The organism is Ollibium composti, assembly GCF_004801285.1.
Taxonomy (GTDB): domain Bacteria; phylum Pseudomonadota; class Alphaproteobacteria; order Rhizobiales; family Rhizobiaceae; genus Mesorhizobium; species Mesorhizobium composti.
The window spans coordinates 309,743-327,327 of the sequence record NZ_SSNY01000002.1; the positions used below are offsets into that span (position 1 = coordinate 309,743).

The window sequence follows — 17,585 nt, forward strand, 5'->3', positions numbered from 1 at the left end:
CGGCTGCCTCGCGCGGATCCGTTTCGTCGCCGGCGGGGTTACAGGCCGCGGGCGCTGCGCACCCACTGCTCGATCTCCGTCAGGTTTGCCGGCACGGGCAGGCCGCACTGGTTCAATTCGCTGGCGAGCTCGAGCGTGATGCCTTCCTTGCCCTTGGCGAAGGCGTCGGCGATGGGGCCGCTGGAGATCTGCGTCTTGGCGTTCTTGAGATCGGAAACGCCTTCGCACAGATGCACGACCTTGCCGCCGTCGCTCCACCATACGAGGTCCTGCCCGACCAGGTGCGTCACGACCTGGGATTCCACCGCCGCCTGCTCCTGCGACAGCGGCTTGAAGTCGACGCCGAGTATCGTCGCGGCCAGCGCGACGATGATGCCGGCGGCACCCGCAATGTTCTTCTGCTTGGCGTCCATGTCCTTGTTCATGAAGATCAGGACGATCAGCGGCAGGAACGCCAGCAGCGAGATGAAGGCGCCGAGCTGATTCTGGATGAAGAACTTCACCGGCTGCGAGCGCGTCGCCGGATCGAGATGATTGGCCTTCTTCCAAAGCATCGAGCCGATGATGGCGAGCACGCCGATGACGGCGATGAAGCCGAGCAGCGTATACCAGCGCCACTGCGGGAAGCCGTGGGCGGCGGCCAGCTCGTCGAACGACGGCCTGAGCAGCCAGAAGATCGCGACCAGTTCGAGGATGATCGCCGCCGCCCAGAGGACGAGCGCGATGATGCGCGAACGCGTCGCCTGGGCCTTCGCCTCGGGCGCCGGCGTGAACATGCGGCCCCCGTCGCGGGTGGCGGTTTGCTTCGAAGCGTCCGTCATGAGCCTGAATTCCCCTGTGCAATGCATCCTGGCGGGAAAAGCCCGCCCTAAACCGCCTTATCCAACGAATCGGCGGGAATGGCAAAGGTCGGAACGCTTCCGGTTGTCCGGCGCTCAATACGTCGTGCGGCGTTCCTCGCTCGGCGGCCGGCCGAATTGCAGCCGGTAGCTCTGGGCAAAGTAGGAATGCGAGGTGAAGCCGGTGGCGATCGCCACGTCGAGGATCGGCATGTTGGTCTGGCGCAGGAGCTCGCGTGCCCGCTCCAGCCTGAGCCGCATGTAGTAGCGGCCGGGCGTGACGCCGAGGTGACGCAGGAACAGCCGCTCGACCTGCCGGACCGACAGGCCGGCGGCTTTCGCCAGCTGCACGGCAGAGCGCGGCTCGTCGAGATGGTCCGCCATCAGTTCGACGATGCGACGCAGCTTCTCCGACTTGCCGGTTAGGTCTCGCTCCGGCCCGACGCGCTGGCGGTCGCCGGCGGAGCGGATGCGCTCGTGCTGGAACTGGTTGGCGACGCCGTTGGCGAGGTTGGTGCCGAAGTCGGAGCGCACGATCTCCAGCATCAGGTCGATCGAGGTGGTGCCGCCGGCGCAGGTGTAGCGCTTGCGGTCGATCTCGAAGACGTTGCCGGTGCAGTCGATCTCGGGGAAGCGCTCCATGAAGCCGGCGCGGTTCTCCCAGTGGATGGTGCAGCGGTAGCCGTCGAGCTGTCCCGCTTCGGCCAGAAGGTGCGAGCCGACCGACAGCGCGCCGAGCGCGCCGCCGCGCCGGCCCCAGGCGCGCAGCGCCGCCAGCACCTTGGACTTGCCGGGAAAATCAAGGTTGAGCGCCACGCAGGCGAACAGGATATCGGCCGGCGGCAGGTCGGCTATCGCATAGTCGACCTTCAGCGGCAGGCCGTTGGAAGCCGCCACCGCCTCGCCGTCCGGCGACACTGTCGTCCAGCTGTAGAAGTCCTGGCCGAGCAGGCGGTTGGCCGAGCGGCACACGTCGATCGCCGCCGTCAGCGAGAACATCGGGAACTTGTCCACCAGAAGGAAGGCGAAGCGCTTTCCCCCCTGCATCGGATCGGCCACGAGGGGCCTTTCTACGGGAAGGGGTGGCGTCGGCACGGCATCGCTTTCTTGCAGGCGGATGAAGAATCAGAACGAGGGGCGATCCAATCCGGCGGCAAGATAGGCGGAAACGACGGTGTTGGCCATCAGCATGGCGATGGTCATCGGGCCGACGCCGCCGGGCACCGGCGTGATGGCGCCGGCAACCTTCTCGGCCTCGGCATAGGCGACGTCGCCCACCAGCCGCGTCTTGCCTTCGCCCTTCTCGGGCGCGGGGATGCGGTTGATGCCGACGTCGATGACCGTGGCGCCGGGCTTGACCCAGTCGCCACGCACCATTTCCGGCCTGCCAACGGCGGCCACCAGGATGTCCGCCGTGCGGGCCAGCGCCGGCAGGTCTTTCGTGCGGCTGTGGGCGATGGTCACCGTGCAGTTGGCGGCGAGCAGAAGGTTCGCCATCGGCTTGCCGACGATGTTGGAGCGGCCGACCACCACGGCGCTGAGGCCCGACAGGTCCTTGCCGCGCACCCGCTCGATGAGCAGCATCGAGCCGGCCGGCGTGCAGGGAACGAAGGCAGTGTCGAGCTCGCCGGTGCCGAGCTTGCCGACATTGACGAAGTGGAAGCCGTCGACGTCCTTCTCCGGCGCGATGGCCTGGATGACGGTGCCCGCATCGATCTGCGCTGGCAGCGGAAGCTGGACGAGGATGCCGTGGATCGCCGGATCGGCGTTGAGCGTGCCGATCAGCTTGAGCAGGTCGGCCTGCGTGGTCTGGGCGGGAAGCGTGTGCTGGACCGAATGGAAGCCGCACTCCTTGGCGGTGCGCGACTTGGAGGCGACATAGACCTGGCTGGCGGGGTCCTCGCCGACGATGACGACGGCCAGTCCCGGCTGGCCCTTGCCCTTTGCCGCGAGGTCCGCCGTCAGGGCCTTGACCTTCGCCACCACATCCGCCGCGACGTTCTTGCCGTCGATCACCTCAGCCATGACCTCTCCTCCCTGCCGAATCCTGTCGGGTGCCGGGGCGCCCTATTTCGGGGCGCATTGTCACGAAAATTCGGCCGCGCAATCCCGCCAATGCGCCGTCCGATGCCGTAAACCCGAAATCGGACGGCCGATTGGGCCGTCGAGGCCCTGAGTTTGCGGGCGGGCTGTCAGAAGTAGCGGCGGCGGGTGCGGCTCTCGGCGAGTTCCCGCACCGCCTCGCGGAATTCGCGCAGGCTGGCGCGGATTTCCTCCAGCGAGGCCTGGTCCGCGGCGGTGGTTGTCTCCGGTCGCGCCGGCTGCGGGTAGCCGCTCATCGACTGGGCGGGCTGGGGATAGGGATAGAAGCCCGCCTGTATCGGCATCGGCGGCTGCGGTTGCCACAGATAGGCCGGCGCGTAGGGCGTGTAGACATAGGGCTGGACCATCTGCGGCATCGCCGGCTGCGTCCCGTAAGGATGGGGCGCTGCGTAGACGGGGGGCTGGAACGGCTGCTGCGGAGCGTCGCCGGGCTGCCGGGGCGCAAAGGCGTGCATCTGATCCGCATAGACGGGATACATGGTGTCCTCCAGGGGATATGGGGTTTCGGCGGTCTCGGTTGGCATGAGCTCGGCGCCGCCGGCGTCGATGGGTTCCTGCGCGGGCGACGCCCGGCGCACGGCTGAAATCAGGTTTTCGATAGCCGGTGCCGGCGCGGCGGGGTTCTCGCCGGAGCCGGATGCCGCTTGTGCCGCCAGGCCGGTGTTTTCGTCGTTGCCGTCTGCGCGCGTCCTGCGCCGGCCGCGGACAGCGCCGATGCCGGCGCCGGCGGCGAGGCCGGCAAGCAGACCGGCCAGCGTGACCGGCAGCCGCGACGGCCCGCTCGGCTCCAGCGGGGCATAGGCTTTGGTGACGACGCTGGCGCCGCTTGTCGCGTCGCGAAGGTCGTCGCTGCGGTTGGGCCTGGCTTCGGCGGCCGCCTGCCGGGCGGCGTCGCGCAGAGTCCGCAATGTCGCGATGCCGTTGGCGTCGAGCCCGCTCTGGGCGCGGCGAGCGGCGAGCCCCTGTTCGGCCTGCACGGCCTCCTTCAGCGTTGCCTGCAAGGAAGCCGTGATGCGGCGCAACTCCGCCGCGATGCGGTCGCGCGCACCGGCCAGCTGGGTGTCGAGCGCGATGCGTTCTGGATTGCGCGGGCCGAGCTGTGCCTCGGCACGGTCGCTTTCGCGCTTGATGGCCAGGTACTGCGAGCGCAAGGCCGCCATCGCGTTGGACTCGAACTCCTGCGGCAGGCCGCCGCCCATGGCGGCATCGACGCCGACCGCCTTCATGGCGGCGATCTTGCCGTTCAACTCTGCTGTGCGGGCGCGCGCCGCCGAAAGCTGGTCGTCGAGCTTCAGCAGCGCGTCGGCGGCGGCGTTCGCATCGCCGCTGCCAAGACCGTGCTGGGCAAGGAAGACCTCCAGCTTCTTCGCCGCCTCGTCGACCTTGCCCGCCGTACCGCTGTCCTGCGGGGCGCTGTGCATGGTCGTTACCGTGGCAAGGAACGCTTCCGCCACGGTGTTGGCGATCAGGGCCGAAGTTTCGCCGTTGCCGGTGGCGGCGGTTACGGCGATCGTTGATGCCCCGCGGCCCTGGCTGACGGAAATGCTATCGGCGAGGCGGCTGGCCGCCATGGCATGGCGATGGCCGGCGTCGGAAGCCGCCGCGCCGTCGCTGCGTGAAAGCAGCGAGCGCAGCAGCGAGACGAAACCGCTGTCCGTCTCGGTGCCGTTGAAGGCCGGATCGTCGGCAAGGCCGAGCTTGTCGACGACCTTGTTGAGGACGATGCCGGACGTGACGACACGGCGCTGGTCTTGCAGGCCGGCGAATGTCGAGACGTCGGCGCCGGCGGCAAGGTGCAGCTCGGCGGTGGCCTCGTAGCGCGCCGGCAGCGACAGTGCGGTAAGCCCGCCGGCCATCGCGCCCAGAAGGCCGCAGGCGGCGATCAGCCGCTTGGAACGGGCCATGCCGCTCGCGGCAGGCATTACCCTGCTTTCCGTACCTGCCGGCGGATCGTCGTTGGTGGGAAGGAACTTGTTCTGAAAGTCCTCCGCCCAAGCCTCATCGTCCGGATGCCGGTCTTCGGCGGCGCCGGAAAAGAAAGCCTCGTTCGCTTCCCGCGTCTCGCGCGCAAGGCGAGCCAGCCGGTGGCGGATGGCCGCATCGTCGAAGCGGGGCGGCAATGCGCTGCCGGCGACGCCCAGCAGCGATCCGGGCGCATCGTCGTTGGCGTGCGGCGCGGCGCCGAATGCCGGCAGGGAGGGCTCGTGCCTCCAGTCGTGACGGTTTTGGCTGTTGCGCATGCTTTGGAACTTGCCTTCGACGGCTCGCCGCAAGGGCGATTGGTTACGGCACGCTAAACAGACATGGAAAACAAAAGGTTAATTTTGGCAGTGACGCAATTAAAAATTGCACCATGAAAATATGCAACTAAAGAGGGATTCGGATGCGAGTCCGACCGGCGGGCTTCTCACCGGCACGGTTTGCTGTAGCTTGTTTTCGCACCGCTTTTACCGAAAACCGGTATCCACTTTTCGGCGCGATGCTTTAAGGAACCGGCAGGAGGATTTTCCATGGCCATCAGACTCGTTCTCGCCGGTTGCGGCAATATGGGCTACGCCATGCTTTCGGGCTGGATCGGCTCCGGCAAGCTGGCGGCGGCGGACGTTTTCGTCGTCGAACCGAACGAGGATCTGCGTGCCCGTGCCGCAGCACTTGGCTGTCACGTCGGCGCCGGTGCCGCCGACATCGCCGCCGGCGCGGCGCCGGAACTGGTGGTCGTCGCCGTCAAGCCGCAGGTCATCCGCGACGCCGTTTCCGCCTATACGCGCTTCGCTGACGGCCGCACGACCTTCCTCAGCGTCGCCGCCGGCACGCCGGTCGCCACTTTCAGGGAAATCCTCGGCGCGCGCGCGCCGATCGCGCGCTGCATGCCCAACACGCCGGCCGCCATCGGCAAGGGCATGATGGTGGTGTTTTCGACGCCCCTGGTGCCTGCCCCCACGCGAGGCTTCATCGCCGACCTTCTGTCCGCCAGCGGCGAGGTCGCCACCATCGACGACGAGGGCCTGATGGATGCGGTGACGGCGGTTTCGGGCTCCGGCCCCGCCTATGTCTTCCATTTCATAGAATGCCTGACGGCGGCGGCCGAGAAGGCCGGCCTGCCGGTGGCGACGGCGAAGCTGCTCGCCATGCAGACCGTCTTCGGCGCCGCCTCGCTGGCGACCGAAAGCCGCGAGGAGCCGGCGGTGCTGCGCCGCCAGGTGACCAGCCCGAACGGCACGACGGCGGCGGCGCTGGAGGTGCTGATGGGCGGCGACCGGCTGAAAACGCTGATGACGGAAGCGGTCGAGGCGGCCCGGCTGCGCTCGATCGAGCTGGGGCGATAGATCGTTCCGTATTCGAGTGGGGGTGGTCCAGCCGTACTTTTGCACCATTTTGGCCGCGGCCATTGCGGCCGTCTGTCGCGCTGCTTGTCCTCGTTTGGTCCTATAGGCAGCCCCACCGCCCTGCTAGCATGCGGGCTCGCATTCGGACGGCGGTGAACCACCCCGCCCGGATTTGAAGAAATCTCTTTTGCTTCGCAGCAGAGGCGCTGGCCACTATTCCGGTCTGCGCCTCGCGGCGACGCGAACGGGTGTCAAACGACAGGGGTATCGAACATGACGAACATCAAGATGCTGTTGGCTGCGGCCATGGGCGTTTCGTTCGCCGCGATCACGGCGGCGCAGGCAGACATCACCATCGGCGTCGTGGCGCCGCTGACTGGTCCGGTCGCCGCCTATGGCGATCAGGTCAAGAACGGCGCCGAGGCGGCCGCCGAAGCCATCAACAAGGCCGGTGGCATCGCCGGCGAGAAGGTGGTGCTGAAGCTGGTCGACGATGCCGGCGATCCCAAGCAGGGCGTCTCCGCCGCCAACAACCTGGTCGGCGAAGGCGTCCATTTCGTCGTCGGTCCGGTCACCTCGGGCGTCGCCATGGCGGCCTCCGACGTGTTCGCCGAGAACGGCGTCCTGATGGTAACGCCGACGGCGACGGCACCGGACCTGACCGACCGTGGGCTGGAAAACATTCTGCGCACCTGCGGTCGCGACGACCAGCAGGCCGAGGTCGCCGCCAAATACGTGCTGGACCACTTCAAGGACAAGCGCGTGGCTGTCGTCCACGACAACGGCACCTACGGCAAGGGCCTCGCCGATTCCTTCAAGAAGGTCATCAACGAGGGCGGCATCACCGAGGTCGCCTATACCGCGCTGACCCCCGGCGAGAAGGATTTCTCCGCGCTGGTCACCAAGCTCAAGGCCGACAATGCCGAGGTGATCTATTTCGGCGGCTATCACCCCGAGGGCGGCCTGCTCGCCCGCCAGCTCCGTGACGTGCAGGTCAACGCCCAGATCATCGGCGGCGAGGGCCTGTCGAACACCGAATACTGGGCGATCGGCAACGATGCCTCGCAGGGCACGATGTTCACCAACGCCACCGACGCGCTGAAGAACCCGGACTCGGCCGAGGCCGTCGCCGTGCTGAAGGACAAGGGCGTGCCGCCGGAAGCCTTCACGCTGAACGCCTATGCCGCCATGCAGGTGTTGAAGTTCGGTATCGAGAAGGCCGGCAAGACCGACGATTCGGCCGCCGTCGCCGCCGCGATCAAATCGGGCGACGCCATCCCGACGGCAATCGGCAAGCTGACCTATGGCGCGACCGGCGACCTGAGCTCGCCGAGCTTCAGCCTGTTCAAGTGGGACAACGGCAAGATCGTCGCCGCCGAGTAAGCGCGAAGCCTCGATGAAATGGAAAGGCCGGCGCGATGCCGGCCTTTTTGCGTTTGGCCTGCCGGCGCGCGCCGTCTGCGACACCAGGCTCAAGCCGGCCGGCGACGGGCACAATCGGTGAGCTGATCGAACATCGTCCTTGATAGGACGGCATGGCCTCAATACTGATGGCTGTAAAAGCCTATGGTGAGAGAGCGGTCATGAGCATAAACGTCGCCCCGATAGGGCTTGCCCGCGATTTGCAGGAGCGGCAGGCATCCGGCAAGCCGATCCGCATCGGCCTGATCGGCTGCGGCGAGATGGGCACCGACATCGTCACCCGCGTCGCCCACATGCAGGGCATCGTCGTCGGCGCCGTCGCCGAGCGCAAGGTCCCGGCGGCGCTGAAGGCGGCCGAGATCGCCTATGGCGAAGGCGGCCACGCGCGCGAAGTGGCGACCGCCTCGGCCATGAGCGAGACCATGGAAGCCGGCAGGATCGCCGTCACCGGCGACGCCGACCTCGTCATCGGCAACGACCTCATCGACGTCGTCATCGACGCCACGGGCGTGCCTGCGGTCGGCGCCGAGATCGGCCTTCACGCCATGGAGCACGGCAAGCATCTCGTCATGATGAACGTCGAGGCCGACGTCACCATCGGCGCATACCTGAAGAGCGAGGCCGAGCGCCTCGGCGTCACCTATTCGCTCGGCGCCGGCGACGAGCCGTCCTCCTGCATGGAACTGATCGAGTTCGTCTCGGCCATGGGCCACACCATCGTCGCCGCCGGCAAGGGCAAGAACAATCCGCTCAACGTCGACGCCACGCCGCCCGCCTACGAGGAGGAGGCGGCGCGCCGCAACATGAACGTGCGCATGCTGGTCGAGTTCGTCGACGGCTCCAAGACCATGGTCGAGATGGCGGCGATCGCCAACGCAACCGGCCTGGTGCCGGACAAGCCCGGCATGCACGGCCCCTCCGCCACGCTCGGCGAGCTTGCGACCACGCTGGTGCCTCAGAAGGACGGCGGCGTGTTGTCGAAGGTCGGCGTCGTCGATTATTCCATCGGCAAGGGCGTTGCGCCCGGCGTCTTCGTCATCGCCGATATGGGCCATCCACGCATTTCGGAACGCATGGAGGATCTCAAGCTCGGCCACGGCCCCTACTTCACCTTCCACCGGCCCTATCACCTGACCTCGCTGGAAGTGCCGCTCACTTGCGCCCGCGTTGTCCTCTACGGCAAGGCCGACATGGTGCCGCTGTCGAAGCCGGTGGCCGAGGTCTGCGCCGTCGCCAAGAAGGACCTGAAGCCCGGCGACCGCCTCGATGCCATCGGCGAATATTGCTACCGCGCCTGGATCATGACCGCGCCGGAAGCGCGTGCGGCGAAGGCTGTTCCCTGCGGCCTGCTGCAGGGCGGTTCGGTGACGGCGCCGATCAGGAAAGGCGAGCTCATCACCTATGCCAATGCCGTTCCCCCGAGCTCGAAGCTGACCGAGCTGCGCACCAGACAGGACAGGCTGGTCTATGGCGAGGCAGGCTGATCGGGCGGCCGCGTGCGCCGATCGAGATTGACGCGGGAGGGCCGTTGAAGCGGGAAGGACAAGGGCGATGATCGTCGATACCCATCTGCACCTGATCGACCGCAAGGCTCTGCGCTACCCGTGGCTCAAGGGCGTGCCGGCGCTCGACTGCGATTTTTCCCACGACGAATACGCCACCGAGGCGCGGCGCGCCGGCATCGAGGCTGCCCTGCACATGGAGGTCGATGTCGACCCGGCCGACATCGCCGCCGAGACCGCCCATGTTGAGGCGCTGTCGAAGCGTCCCGGCAGCCTGATCGCCGGCGCCATCGTCTCATGCCGCCCGGAAGAGCCCGGCTTTCCGGCATGGCTGGACGCGGTGAAGGCAAATCCCTTCGTCAAGGGCTTCCGCCGCGTCCTGCATGTGGTGCCGGACGATCTCTCCGAAGATGTGCTGTTCCGCGAGAATGTGAAGCGCATCGCCGGCAGCGGCCTGACCTTCGACCTGTGCGTCTTGCCGCACCAGATGAAGCAGGCCATGGCGCTGGTCGACCTGGCGCCCGACGTGCAGTTCGTGCTCGACCATTGCGGCGTGCCCGACATCAAGGCCGGCGCCGAGCATCCGTGGCGCGAGCAGATCGCCGAGATGGCGCGCCGGCCCAATGTGGTGGGCAAGATTTCCGGCGTCGTCGCCTATGCCGACGCCGGAACGTGGACGGCCGAGACGCTGCGCCCCTATGTCGAGCACACGATCCGCGCTTTCGGCTGGGATCGCGTCGTGTGGGGCGGCGACTGGCCGGTCTGCACGCTGGGCGGCGGCCTGCTAGCCTGGGTCGCGGCCACCCATGCGCTGCTGTCCGGTGCGAGCGAGGAGGAGCGCCGGAAGCTTTTGTCAGGCAACGCCCGCCGGCTCTGGCGTATGGGCTGAAACCGAACCCGCGCCGCCGTCACTGGCCGTAGCCGATGACGCCCTTGATCTCGAGGAAGTCGTGGATGGCCCAATCGGCGTATTCGCGGCCGTTGCCGGACTGCTTGTAGCCGCCGAACGGCGCGAACGTGTCCCATTCCGGATAGTTGATCGACACCTGGCCGGCGCGCATGCGGGCCGCGACCTTGCGGGCATGCGCGATGTCCTTCGACTGCACGTAGGCGGCCAGTCCATAGACCGTGTCGTTGGCGATCTCGACCGCCTCGTCCTCGTCCTCATAGGAAATGATCGACAGCACCGGCCCGAAGATCTCTTCCTTCTCGATGGTCATGCCGGGCTTGACGTGGCCGAACACGGTCGGCCGCACGTAATAGCCGCGGTTCAGGTGCTCCGGCCGGCCGGGGCCGCCGGTCACCAGCGTAGCACCCTCCTTGATGCCGGCCTCGATCAGCCGCTGGATCTTGTCGAACTGCAACTGGCTGACCACCGGGCCGAGCTTCGTGTCCTCGTTGCGCGGATCGCCGACCTTGTGGGCATCCGCCGCCTTCTTCGCCACCGCCAGCGCCTCGTCGTGGCGGGCGGCCGGCACCAGCATGCGCGTCGGCGCGTCGCAGGACTGGCCGGAATTGCCGAAGCAGGCGTTGACGCCCTTCCTCACCGCCCGCTCGAAGTCGGCGTCGGGCAGGATGATGTTGGCCGACTTGCCGCCGAGTTCCTGCGCCACGCGCTTGACGGTTTTCGCCGCCGTCTCGGCGACGATGATGCCGGCCCGCGTCGAGCCGGTGAATGACACCATGTCGACGTTCGGATGCCCGGCCATGACCTGGCCGACGTCCGGCCCGGTGCCGTTGACCATGTTGTAGACGCCCTTCGGCGTGCCGGCCGCCTCCATCACCTCGGAAAAGACGATGCCGCTGATCGGCGCGATCTCGGAAGGCTTCAGCACCACCGTGCAGCCGGCCGCGATCGCCGGCGCCACCTTGCAGACGATCTGGTTGAGCGGCCAGTTCCACGGCGTGATCAGCGCGCACACGCCGATTGGCTCCTTGACCACCATCGTCGTGCCGCGCTTCTCGGAGAACTGGTAGTCCTCCAGCGCCTTGATGGCGGCTTCCAGATGCGCCCGGCCGGCCCATGCCTGCGCCTCGCGCGCCCAGGTGATGGGCGAGCCGTTCTCCTGGCTGACCGCCTGGGCGATGTCCTCGTAGCGCTCGTTGTAGACTTCCAGGATGCGGCGCAGCAGTTTCAGCCGCTCTTCCTTGGTCGTCTGCGAGAAAGCGGGAAAGGCCGCCTTGGCCGCCGCCACCGCACGGTCGACGTCGGCCTTCGAGCCGGCCGCGATTTTCGTGTAGGCCTCCTCCGTCGACGGATCGATGACGTCCAGCGTGGCCGGCACGGCGGGAGCGACCCATTTGCCGTCGATGAAGAAATCCAGGTGATGATTGCTCATTTAACGTATCCGCTTCGGCTGGAGATCGGTATCGGCACGACCATAGTGCATTCGGCGAGACGGCGCCAAGCAAGGCCGAGATCGAAGATCGCTGGAACGCCATTGTCGCGTGACGGATTGGGGCGGCCTTGGCGGCGCGAATCGGCTACTGCGGACAGAATGATCTAAGGAGCGCACATGCCCGCCACCATCTACGGCATCCCCAACTGCGATACGATGAAGAAGGCCCGCACCTGGCTGGATAGCCATGGCGTCGTCTACGCGTTCCATGATTACCGGGCTTCGGGCCTGGAACCGGAGCGGCTGGACGCCTGGGTGGACAAGCTCGGCTGGGAAGTGCTGCTGAACAAGGCCAGCACCAGCTTTCGCGCCCTGCCGGACGCCGACAGGCAGGGTCTCGACGCCAGGAAAGCCAAGGCCCTGATGCTGGCCAATCCGACCATGATCAAGCGCCCGGTGCTCGACCTCGGCGACCGTCTGCTGGTCGGCTTCAAGCCGGATATTTATGAACGGGAAGTGGGTCGGCGATAGGGAGGAGCCTATTCGTTCTCCTTCAGATAGGCGACCAGCGCCACGGCGTTGTTGTAGCGTTCCTCCTGCGTACTGTAGAGCAGCGTCACGCGGCCGTGCTCCAACAGCGCGCCGAGTTCCCTGAGCGGCTCGGGATTGCCGTCCAGTTCCTTTGCATAGCGCCTGCGGAACTCTTCCCAGCGCTCGGGATCATGATTGTACCAGTGTCGCAATTCGTTGCTCGGCGCGATCCCCTTCAGCCACAGCGTGAGTTCCGCCTTCTCCTTCGACACGCCGCGCGGCCACAGCCGGTCGACCAGAACGCGCTGGCCGTCGGAAGCTTCCGCCGGCTCGTAGACGCGCTTTACCGCGATGTCGAAAGCCATGGCTGCCTCCTGGCGCCGAAGCGCTGCCTCAAGCCGCCCATTCGCCCCTGCGCATCACCGGCACGGCGCGACCGGCCTTGTCGAGGCCGTCGATATCGACCTCGCCGGAGCCGATCATCCAGTCGATGTGGATGAAGCTCTTGTTGCCGCCGCGCGCCGCAACCTCGTCCGGCGTCAGCTTGGCGCCGTCGACGAAGCATTTCGAATAGCACTGGCCGAGCGCGATGTGGCACGACGCGTTCTCGTCGAACAGCGTGTTGTAGAACAGGATGCCGCTGGCCGAGATCGGCGAGGAGTGCGGCACCAGCGCCACTTCGCCCAGCCGCCGCGAGCCCTCGTCGGTGTCGAGCATCTTCTTCAGCACGTCCTCGCCCTTCGACGCCCTGGCCTCGACGATGCGGCCTTCCTCGAAGCGCACCTGGATGTTGTCGATCAGCGTGCCCTGGTAGGACAGCGGCTTGGTGCTCGACACATGGCCCGAGACGCGCCGCGCATGCGGCGTGGTGAACACCTCCTCGGTCGGGATGTTGGGATTGCAGGTGATGCCGTTCTTGGCCGTCGAGGCGCCGCCCATCCACTCATGGCCGTCCGCCAGCCCAATGGTCACGTCCGTGCCCGGCCCGGTGAAACGGAGCGCGTGGAAATTATGGCCGTTCAGCCATGTGCTGCGCTTCTTGAGCTCCGCGTTGTGCTCTTTCCAGGCGCCGACCGGATCATCGCCGTTGACGCGGCTGGCTGAAAAGATGGCGCTGGCGAGCTTGGCCACCGCCACGTCGTCGGTGTCGTCGGGGAACACCTGCTTGGCCCAGGCGAGTTCTGGATAGGCCAGGATGGTCCAGTTGGTGTCGAAATTGGTGATCTTCTCCATCGCCGGCTTGGAGGCGATGGAGGCCGCCTTGTTGGCGCGAGACACCTTTTCCGGGTCCTGCCCCGACAGCAGAGACGGGTCGTCGCCGCGCACGGCAAGCCGCGCCGCGCCCGCGCCATAGGCCTTGGCCATGCCTTCGTAGAGCCAGCCGGCGGCGCGGTCGAAGCCGACGTCCTTGCCGTAGCGGAAGCGCGCCAGCGTGATCTCGTCGTCGGAGAAGATCGGCGTCACCAGCCCGGCGCCGGCCTTGTAGGCCTGCTCGATGATGCGCCGCGTCAGCGGCAGCGCCGCGATCGAGGAGGTCAGCACAAGGTCCTGCCCTTCCTTGAGTTGCAGGCCGACCTTGATGGCCACTTCGGCCATCCGGTCCAGCTTCACCGGGTCGATCGAGGCGGAAAAGTCGCGCGCATGGGTGGTCATTTATGCCTGTCCGTAATCAAGGGAACGATAAAGCCAACATAGTCCGGTGCCTCGGCGGTTTCCATCCTTTGGCCCAATGGTATGCCGCTTGTCTGGGGCGGTCGGGCGATTATTGTGCACTGCAATGAAGATCGCAGCCACCAGTCCCTTGCGCTTCGCTCTCGCCGGCATGGTCGGCATGGCGGCCGCCATGGGCATAGGCCGCTTCGTCTACACGCCGATCCTGCCCGGCATGATGGAGGGGCTGCACCTTTCGGCGGCCGACGCCGGGCTGATCGCGTCGGCCAATTTCCTCGGCTACCTCGTCGGCGCATACGCCGCCGCCGGCGGCTGGGCGCATGGGCGCGAGCGGGCGACCATGCTGGCCGGGCTGGCGGCAAGCACCTTGCTGGCGGCGGCCATGGGCCTGACCGATAACCTCGTTGCCTTCCTTCTCATCCGCTTCCTGGCCGGTGTCGCCAGCGCCTTCGTGATGGTGTTTTTGACGGCCATCGTTTCCAGCCACCTCGATTCGACCGGACGCGGCGGCATGCAGGCGTTGCATTTCGGCGGCGTCGGCCTCGGCATCGCTCTCTCGTCGCTGCTGATGGTGATCCTGGTGGACTACCATGCCGACTGGCAGGCCGGATGGTTCTGGTCGGCCGGGCTTTCGGCCGTCGCCTTCGTGGTCGTCGCGCTGACGGTCGATAGCGGTCCGCTGGGCAACGGCACGACGGGCCGGGAACCGCGCCTGCCGAAAAGCCCGGCGCTGGCGCGGATGATCCTGTCCTACGGCCTGTTCGGCTTCGGCTATGTGGTGACCGCCACGTTCCTCGTCGCCATCGTGCGCGCGGGCGGCGCCGGCCGCGTGTTCGAGGCGGTGGTGTGGATGGTCGCCGGTCTCGTCGCCTTCCCGTCGATCTGGCTGTGGCAGGTGGTTGCGGCGCGCGCCGGGATTTACGCCGCCTATGCCGGCGCCTGCCTTGTCGAGGTCGTCGGCGTCGTCGCCAGCGTAACGCTCGGCGGCTATGCCGGCCCGCTGCTGGCCAGCGTCCTGCTCGGCGCCACCTTCATGGCCGTCAGTGCGCTGGGGCTTCAGGCGGGCCGCCTGCTGGCGCCGCAGGCGCCGCGCCGCGTCCTGGCGCTGATGACGACGGCCTTCGGCATCGGCCAGATCGTCGGGCCTGTCGTCGCGGGCGTGCTGGCCGAACGTTCGGGAAGCTTCGTGCTGCCTTCCCTGCTGGCGGCGCTGGTGCTCGTCGCATCCGGTCTTTGCGCCTGGGATGCCCGCCGCCACGCCTGAGCAAGGCCACGTGGCCACCCACATCATGATCCGGATGACGACAATGTAATGCGCGCCCGGCCGCGCGCACCATTTCTTTGCCGCAAAATCTGTGACTTTATGCGCGCCAGCCGAAGCACCCGCCGAAAGGAACCTCCTGAGTGTTCGTATCCTTCTTTCCCCGGCCGAAGCTGTTCTTCCTCAGCGCCGCCGGCTGGAGCCTCGCCCTTATCCTTTTCTGGTTCTTCGGTGGCGCCGAGCTCGGCGCGCTGGTCGGCCTGCCTCCGGATGCGCCGGGCACACCGCCGATCATCGGCATCGCCGTGCTGTGGTCGAAGCCGTTCCTGTGGTTCTACATCTATTATGCGCTCGGCGTGGCGCTGTTCTTCGGCTTCTGGCGCTGGTTCTCGCCGCATCCGTGGCAGGAATGGTCGATCGTCGTCTCCTCGATCATTTTCTTCCTGATCTATTTCAACGTCCAGATCAGCGTTGCGGTCAACAACTGGTACGGGCCTTTCATGGATTACGTGCAGGGCCTGATGGGCGGCACCACCAATTCGACGCCGGGCGAATTCTACCGCGGCTCGGCCAGCTTCGCCTGGCTGGCGCTGGTCGGCATGAACGTCTCGGTCATCAACGCCTTCATCGTCAGCCACTGGATCTTCCGCTGGCGCACGGCGATGAACGACTATTTCATGAATTATTGGGACCGGCTTCGCCACATCGAGGGCGCCTCGCAGCGTATCCAGGAAGACACGATGCGCTTCTCCCAGATCATGGAGGATCTCGGCACGTCCTTCGTCCAGTCGATCATGACGCTGATCGCCTTCCTGCCGGTCCTGATCGGCCTGCAGAAGCACATCACCGAATTGCCGATCATCGGCGCAGTGCCGCAACCGCTCGTCATCGCGGCGCTGGGTTGGTGTCTGTTCGGCACGTTGGCGATCATGATCGCCGGCGTGAAGCTGCCCGGCCTGCAATTCCGCAACCAGCGCGTCGAGGCCGCCTACCGCAAGGAACTCGTCTATGGCGAGGATCACGACGACCGCGCGCAGCCGGTAACCACGACCCAACTGTTCGAGAACGTGCGGCGCAATTACTTCCGGCTTTACGGCCACTATGTCTATTTCAACATCGTCCGTTACACCTACCTGCAGGCCGACAACATCTTCTCCTTCATCATTCTCGGCCCGTCGCTGGTCGCCCACAAGATCACCTACGGCGCGCTCAGCCAGATCTCCAACGCCTTCGGCCGGGTGACCAACTCGCTGCAGTTCCTGCTCAACTCGTGGTCTACGATCGTCGAGCTGCAATCCGTCCACAAGCGCCTGCGCGCCTTCGAGGCGACGCTGGAAGGCGCGCCGCTGCCGGATGTCGACCGGCACTATCTGGATCGGAAGGCGGCCGGCGTGGCCGAGAAAGACCAGCCGGCGATCTGATCGCCGGCCGGCTCCGCGTCAGGAATTCTTGCCCTCCGGCTGGGCATGGGCCGGCGTGGCCGCGGGCGGGTGCCGCTCGGTCCAGTCGCGGAAGGAGATGCACTCGACGTCGGCTTTGACGCAGACCTCGTCGGCGAAGCGCTCCAGCGCGTCCCAGTAGGCGCCGCCGTTCATCAGCGTGAAATGGAAGCCGAGCTGCAGCGGCACGCGCTCGCCGTCGTACTCCCGTTCGAAGGCGGCATGGAATGCCTGGTAGGCGCGCTCCTCGAACGCTCCCTTCTCTTCCGGCTTTTCGACGGCGCCGGAATGTCGGGCGTAGAGGTTATAGTCCATGGCGATGACCGGCCTGCCCTTCGGGCCTTCCGGGATCAGCGGCAGCGAGAAGTGCAGAATGCCGCCGGAAGCTTGCGGCTCGACCGGTCCCCCGGAGACGCCGCTGGCGTCGTAGCGGAAACCAGCCTCGGCCAGCGCCGCATACATCGCCTTGCCGGTCGAAAGATAAGGCGCGCGGAAACCGGTCACGGCATGGTCGGCGAAGGCGCGCCAGTCCGGCGGCTCGGGCGCGATGCCGTTCAGCGCATAGGCGTTTTCCAGCACATGGCGGAAGGCGGAAAATTCCGTGCGCCAGTCCGTCTTCGTCCAGGCCTTGCCGTCGAAATGGCCGCAGCCATGGCTGCCGATGTCGTGCCCTTCCGTCGCCGCCAGCCTTATCTGCTCCAGCCGCGCCGCCACCTCGTCCTTCGAGGCGGCGAAGCCGACGTTGGATTTTCCGGCGCCCTTGTGCGGCCCGGCGTAGGCCTTGCGCGTCTCGGGCGTCAAAAGGAACACGCAGGACAGGAAATAGGTGAAATGCGCCCCGGTGCGCTTCGCCAGCGCGCGGCTGCGCTGCCATTGCGAAATGTCGCGGGCGCTGTCGAAGGAGATGATGACCGCCTGCTTCGGCCTGGCCGGCTTCCACGCCGACGGCGGGTCGGCGAATGCCGCGCTGGCGGCAAGGCAGGCGGAGAACGTGACGGCAACGCGGAACGCAACGGACTTGGCGGGGAACATGGCAGGCACTTCGACGCACGGCAAGGAGAGGGCGGAGCGCTCCGATTAGCCGCCGAATGTGGCGCCGATGCGATGCGCCCGGCACAGCCGCTCGCCTGCCGTAAAGCCGATTTTGCCGCC

At 66.7% G+C, this 17,585-nt stretch carries 15 protein-coding genes; 7 read left to right on the forward strand and 8 right to left on the reverse strand.

Going from position 1 to position 17,585, the window contains the following annotated elements; genetic code table 11:
- Positions 1–38: 38 nt before the first annotated feature.
- From E6C48_RS04785 to E6C48_RS04800, 4 genes are all read right to left on the reverse strand, one after another.
- Positions 39–821: a hypothetical protein gene (locus tag E6C48_RS04785; protein WP_136354573.1), complete on the reverse strand. Its 783-nt coding sequence runs from the start codon at positions 819–821 to the stop codon at positions 39–41.
- Positions 822–935: 114 nt separating this feature from the next.
- Complete coding sequence (locus E6C48_RS04790) at positions 936–1,886, reverse strand: GlxA family transcriptional regulator (RefSeq protein WP_180375726.1); 951 nt, start codon at positions 1,884–1,886, stop codon at positions 936–938.
- Between the two features lie 78 nt (positions 1,887–1,964).
- A complete protein-coding gene (gene folD, locus E6C48_RS04795; RefSeq protein WP_136354577.1) occupies positions 1,965–2,864 on the reverse strand; it encodes a bifunctional methylenetetrahydrofolate dehydrogenase/methenyltetrahydrofolate cyclohydrolase FolD in 900 nt (299 codons plus the stop codon).
- Positions 2,865–3,031: 167 nt separating this feature from the next.
- A complete protein-coding gene (locus E6C48_RS04800) occupies positions 3,032–5,182 on the reverse strand; it encodes a GumC family protein (RefSeq protein ID WP_136354579.1) in 2,151 nt (716 codons plus the stop codon).
- 270 nt (positions 5,183–5,452) lie between these two features.
- On the opposite strand from E6C48_RS04800, the gene proC reads away from it, so the two are divergent.
- From proC to E6C48_RS04820, 4 genes are all read left to right on the forward strand, one after another.
- On the forward strand, positions 5,453–6,268 hold the full coding sequence (gene proC / locus E6C48_RS04805) for a pyrroline-5-carboxylate reductase (RefSeq protein ID WP_136354581.1): 816 nt from the start codon (positions 5,453–5,455) through the stop codon (positions 6,266–6,268).
- A 288-nt stretch (positions 6,269–6,556) separates the two neighbouring features.
- Positions 6,557–7,651, forward strand: coding sequence for a branched-chain amino acid ABC transporter substrate-binding protein (locus E6C48_RS04810; protein ID WP_136355008.1), 1,095 nt, complete (start codon positions 6,557–6,559; stop codon positions 7,649–7,651).
- Between the two features lie 200 nt (positions 7,652–7,851).
- Positions 7,852–9,174 carry an NAD(P)H-dependent oxidoreductase gene (locus tag E6C48_RS04815; protein ID WP_136354583.1) on the forward strand — a complete coding sequence of 441 codons (1,323 nt, stop codon included), beginning with the start codon at positions 7,852–7,854 and terminating at the stop codon, positions 9,172–9,174.
- A gap of 67 nt (positions 9,175–9,241) precedes the next feature.
- Positions 9,242–10,081, forward strand: a complete 840-nt coding sequence (locus E6C48_RS04820; RefSeq protein ID WP_136354585.1) for an amidohydrolase family protein — start codon at positions 9,242–9,244, stop codon at positions 10,079–10,081.
- A gap of 19 nt (positions 10,082–10,100) precedes the next feature.
- On the opposite strand, the gene E6C48_RS04825 is transcribed toward E6C48_RS04820, so the two are convergent.
- Positions 10,101–11,531: an aldehyde dehydrogenase family protein gene (locus tag E6C48_RS04825; protein ID WP_136354587.1), complete on the reverse strand. Its 1,431-nt coding sequence runs from the start codon at positions 11,529–11,531 to the stop codon at positions 10,101–10,103.
- Between the two features lie 177 nt (positions 11,532–11,708).
- Here E6C48_RS04825 and E6C48_RS04830 point away from each other — a divergent pair, with 177 nt between their 5' ends.
- Positions 11,709–12,062, forward strand: coding sequence for an ArsC family reductase (locus tag E6C48_RS04830; RefSeq protein WP_136354590.1), 354 nt, complete (start codon positions 11,709–11,711; stop codon positions 12,060–12,062).
- Positions 12,063–12,070: 8 nt separating this feature from the next.
- On the opposite strand, the gene E6C48_RS04835 is transcribed toward E6C48_RS04830, so the two are convergent.
- Positions 12,071–12,427, reverse strand: coding sequence for a DUF488 domain-containing protein (locus E6C48_RS04835; RefSeq protein ID WP_136354592.1), 357 nt, complete (start codon positions 12,425–12,427; stop codon positions 12,071–12,073).
- A gap of 28 nt (positions 12,428–12,455) precedes the next feature.
- On the reverse strand, positions 12,456–13,715 hold the full coding sequence (locus tag E6C48_RS04840; RefSeq protein ID WP_136354594.1) for an aminopeptidase: 1,260 nt from the start codon (positions 13,713–13,715) through the stop codon (positions 12,456–12,458).
- Positions 13,716–13,839: 124 nt separating this feature from the next.
- Here E6C48_RS04840 and E6C48_RS04845 point away from each other — a divergent pair, with 124 nt between their 5' ends.
- Both E6C48_RS04845 and sbmA read left to right on the forward strand, forming a co-directional pair.
- Positions 13,840–14,997: a YbfB/YjiJ family MFS transporter gene (locus E6C48_RS04845; protein WP_136354597.1), complete on the forward strand. Its 1,158-nt coding sequence runs from the start codon at positions 13,840–13,842 to the stop codon at positions 14,995–14,997.
- Between the two features lie 140 nt (positions 14,998–15,137).
- On the forward strand, positions 15,138–16,415 hold the full coding sequence (sbmA, locus tag E6C48_RS04850; RefSeq protein ID WP_136354598.1) for a peptide antibiotic transporter SbmA: 1,278 nt from the start codon (positions 15,138–15,140) through the stop codon (positions 16,413–16,415).
- A gap of 18 nt (positions 16,416–16,433) precedes the next feature.
- Here the strand turns inward: sbmA and E6C48_RS04855 are convergent, their stop codons facing one another.
- Entirely contained in the window at positions 16,434–17,465 is a 1,032-nt protein-coding gene (locus tag E6C48_RS04855; protein WP_136354599.1) for a polysaccharide deacetylase family protein, read from the reverse strand.
- Positions 17,466–17,585: the final 120 nt, after the last annotated feature.

Coding starts and splice junctions, on each gene's coding strand:
- E6C48_RS04785 (WP_136354573.1), bottom strand. CDS start 821: ATGACGGACGCTTCGAAGCAAACCGCCACCCGCGACGGGGGCCGCATG.
- E6C48_RS04790 (WP_180375726.1), bottom strand. CDS start 1,886: ATGCAGGGGGGAAAGCGCTTCGCCTTCCTTCTGGTGGACAAGTTCCCG.
- folD (WP_136354577.1), bottom strand. CDS start 2,864: ATGGCTGAGGTGATCGACGGCAAGAACGTCGCGGCGGATGTGGTGGCG.
- E6C48_RS04800 (WP_136354579.1), bottom strand. CDS start 5,182: ATGCGCAACAGCCAAAACCGTCACGACTGGAGGCACGAGCCCTCCCTG.
- proC (WP_136354581.1), top strand. CDS start 5,453: ATGGCCATCAGACTCGTTCTCGCCGGTTGCGGCAATATGGGCTACGCC.
- E6C48_RS04810 (WP_136355008.1), top strand. CDS start 6,557: ATGCTGTTGGCTGCGGCCATGGGCGTTTCGTTCGCCGCGATCACGGCG.
- E6C48_RS04815 (WP_136354583.1), top strand. CDS start 7,852: ATGAGCATAAACGTCGCCCCGATAGGGCTTGCCCGCGATTTGCAGGAG.
- E6C48_RS04820 (WP_136354585.1), top strand. CDS start 9,242: ATGATCGTCGATACCCATCTGCACCTGATCGACCGCAAGGCTCTGCGC.
- E6C48_RS04825 (WP_136354587.1), bottom strand. CDS start 11,531: ATGAGCAATCATCACCTGGATTTCTTCATCGACGGCAAATGGGTCGCT.
- E6C48_RS04830 (WP_136354590.1), top strand. CDS start 11,709: ATGCCCGCCACCATCTACGGCATCCCCAACTGCGATACGATGAAGAAG.
- E6C48_RS04835 (WP_136354592.1), bottom strand. CDS start 12,427: ATGGCTTTCGACATCGCGGTAAAGCGCGTCTACGAGCCGGCGGAAGCT.
- E6C48_RS04840 (WP_136354594.1), bottom strand. CDS start 13,715: ATGACCACCCATGCGCGCGACTTTTCCGCCTCGATCGACCCGGTGAAG.
- E6C48_RS04845 (WP_136354597.1), top strand. CDS start 13,840: ATGAAGATCGCAGCCACCAGTCCCTTGCGCTTCGCTCTCGCCGGCATG.
- E6C48_RS04855 (WP_136354599.1), bottom strand. CDS start 17,465: ATGTTCCCCGCCAAGTCCGTTGCGTTCCGCGTTGCCGTCACGTTCTCC.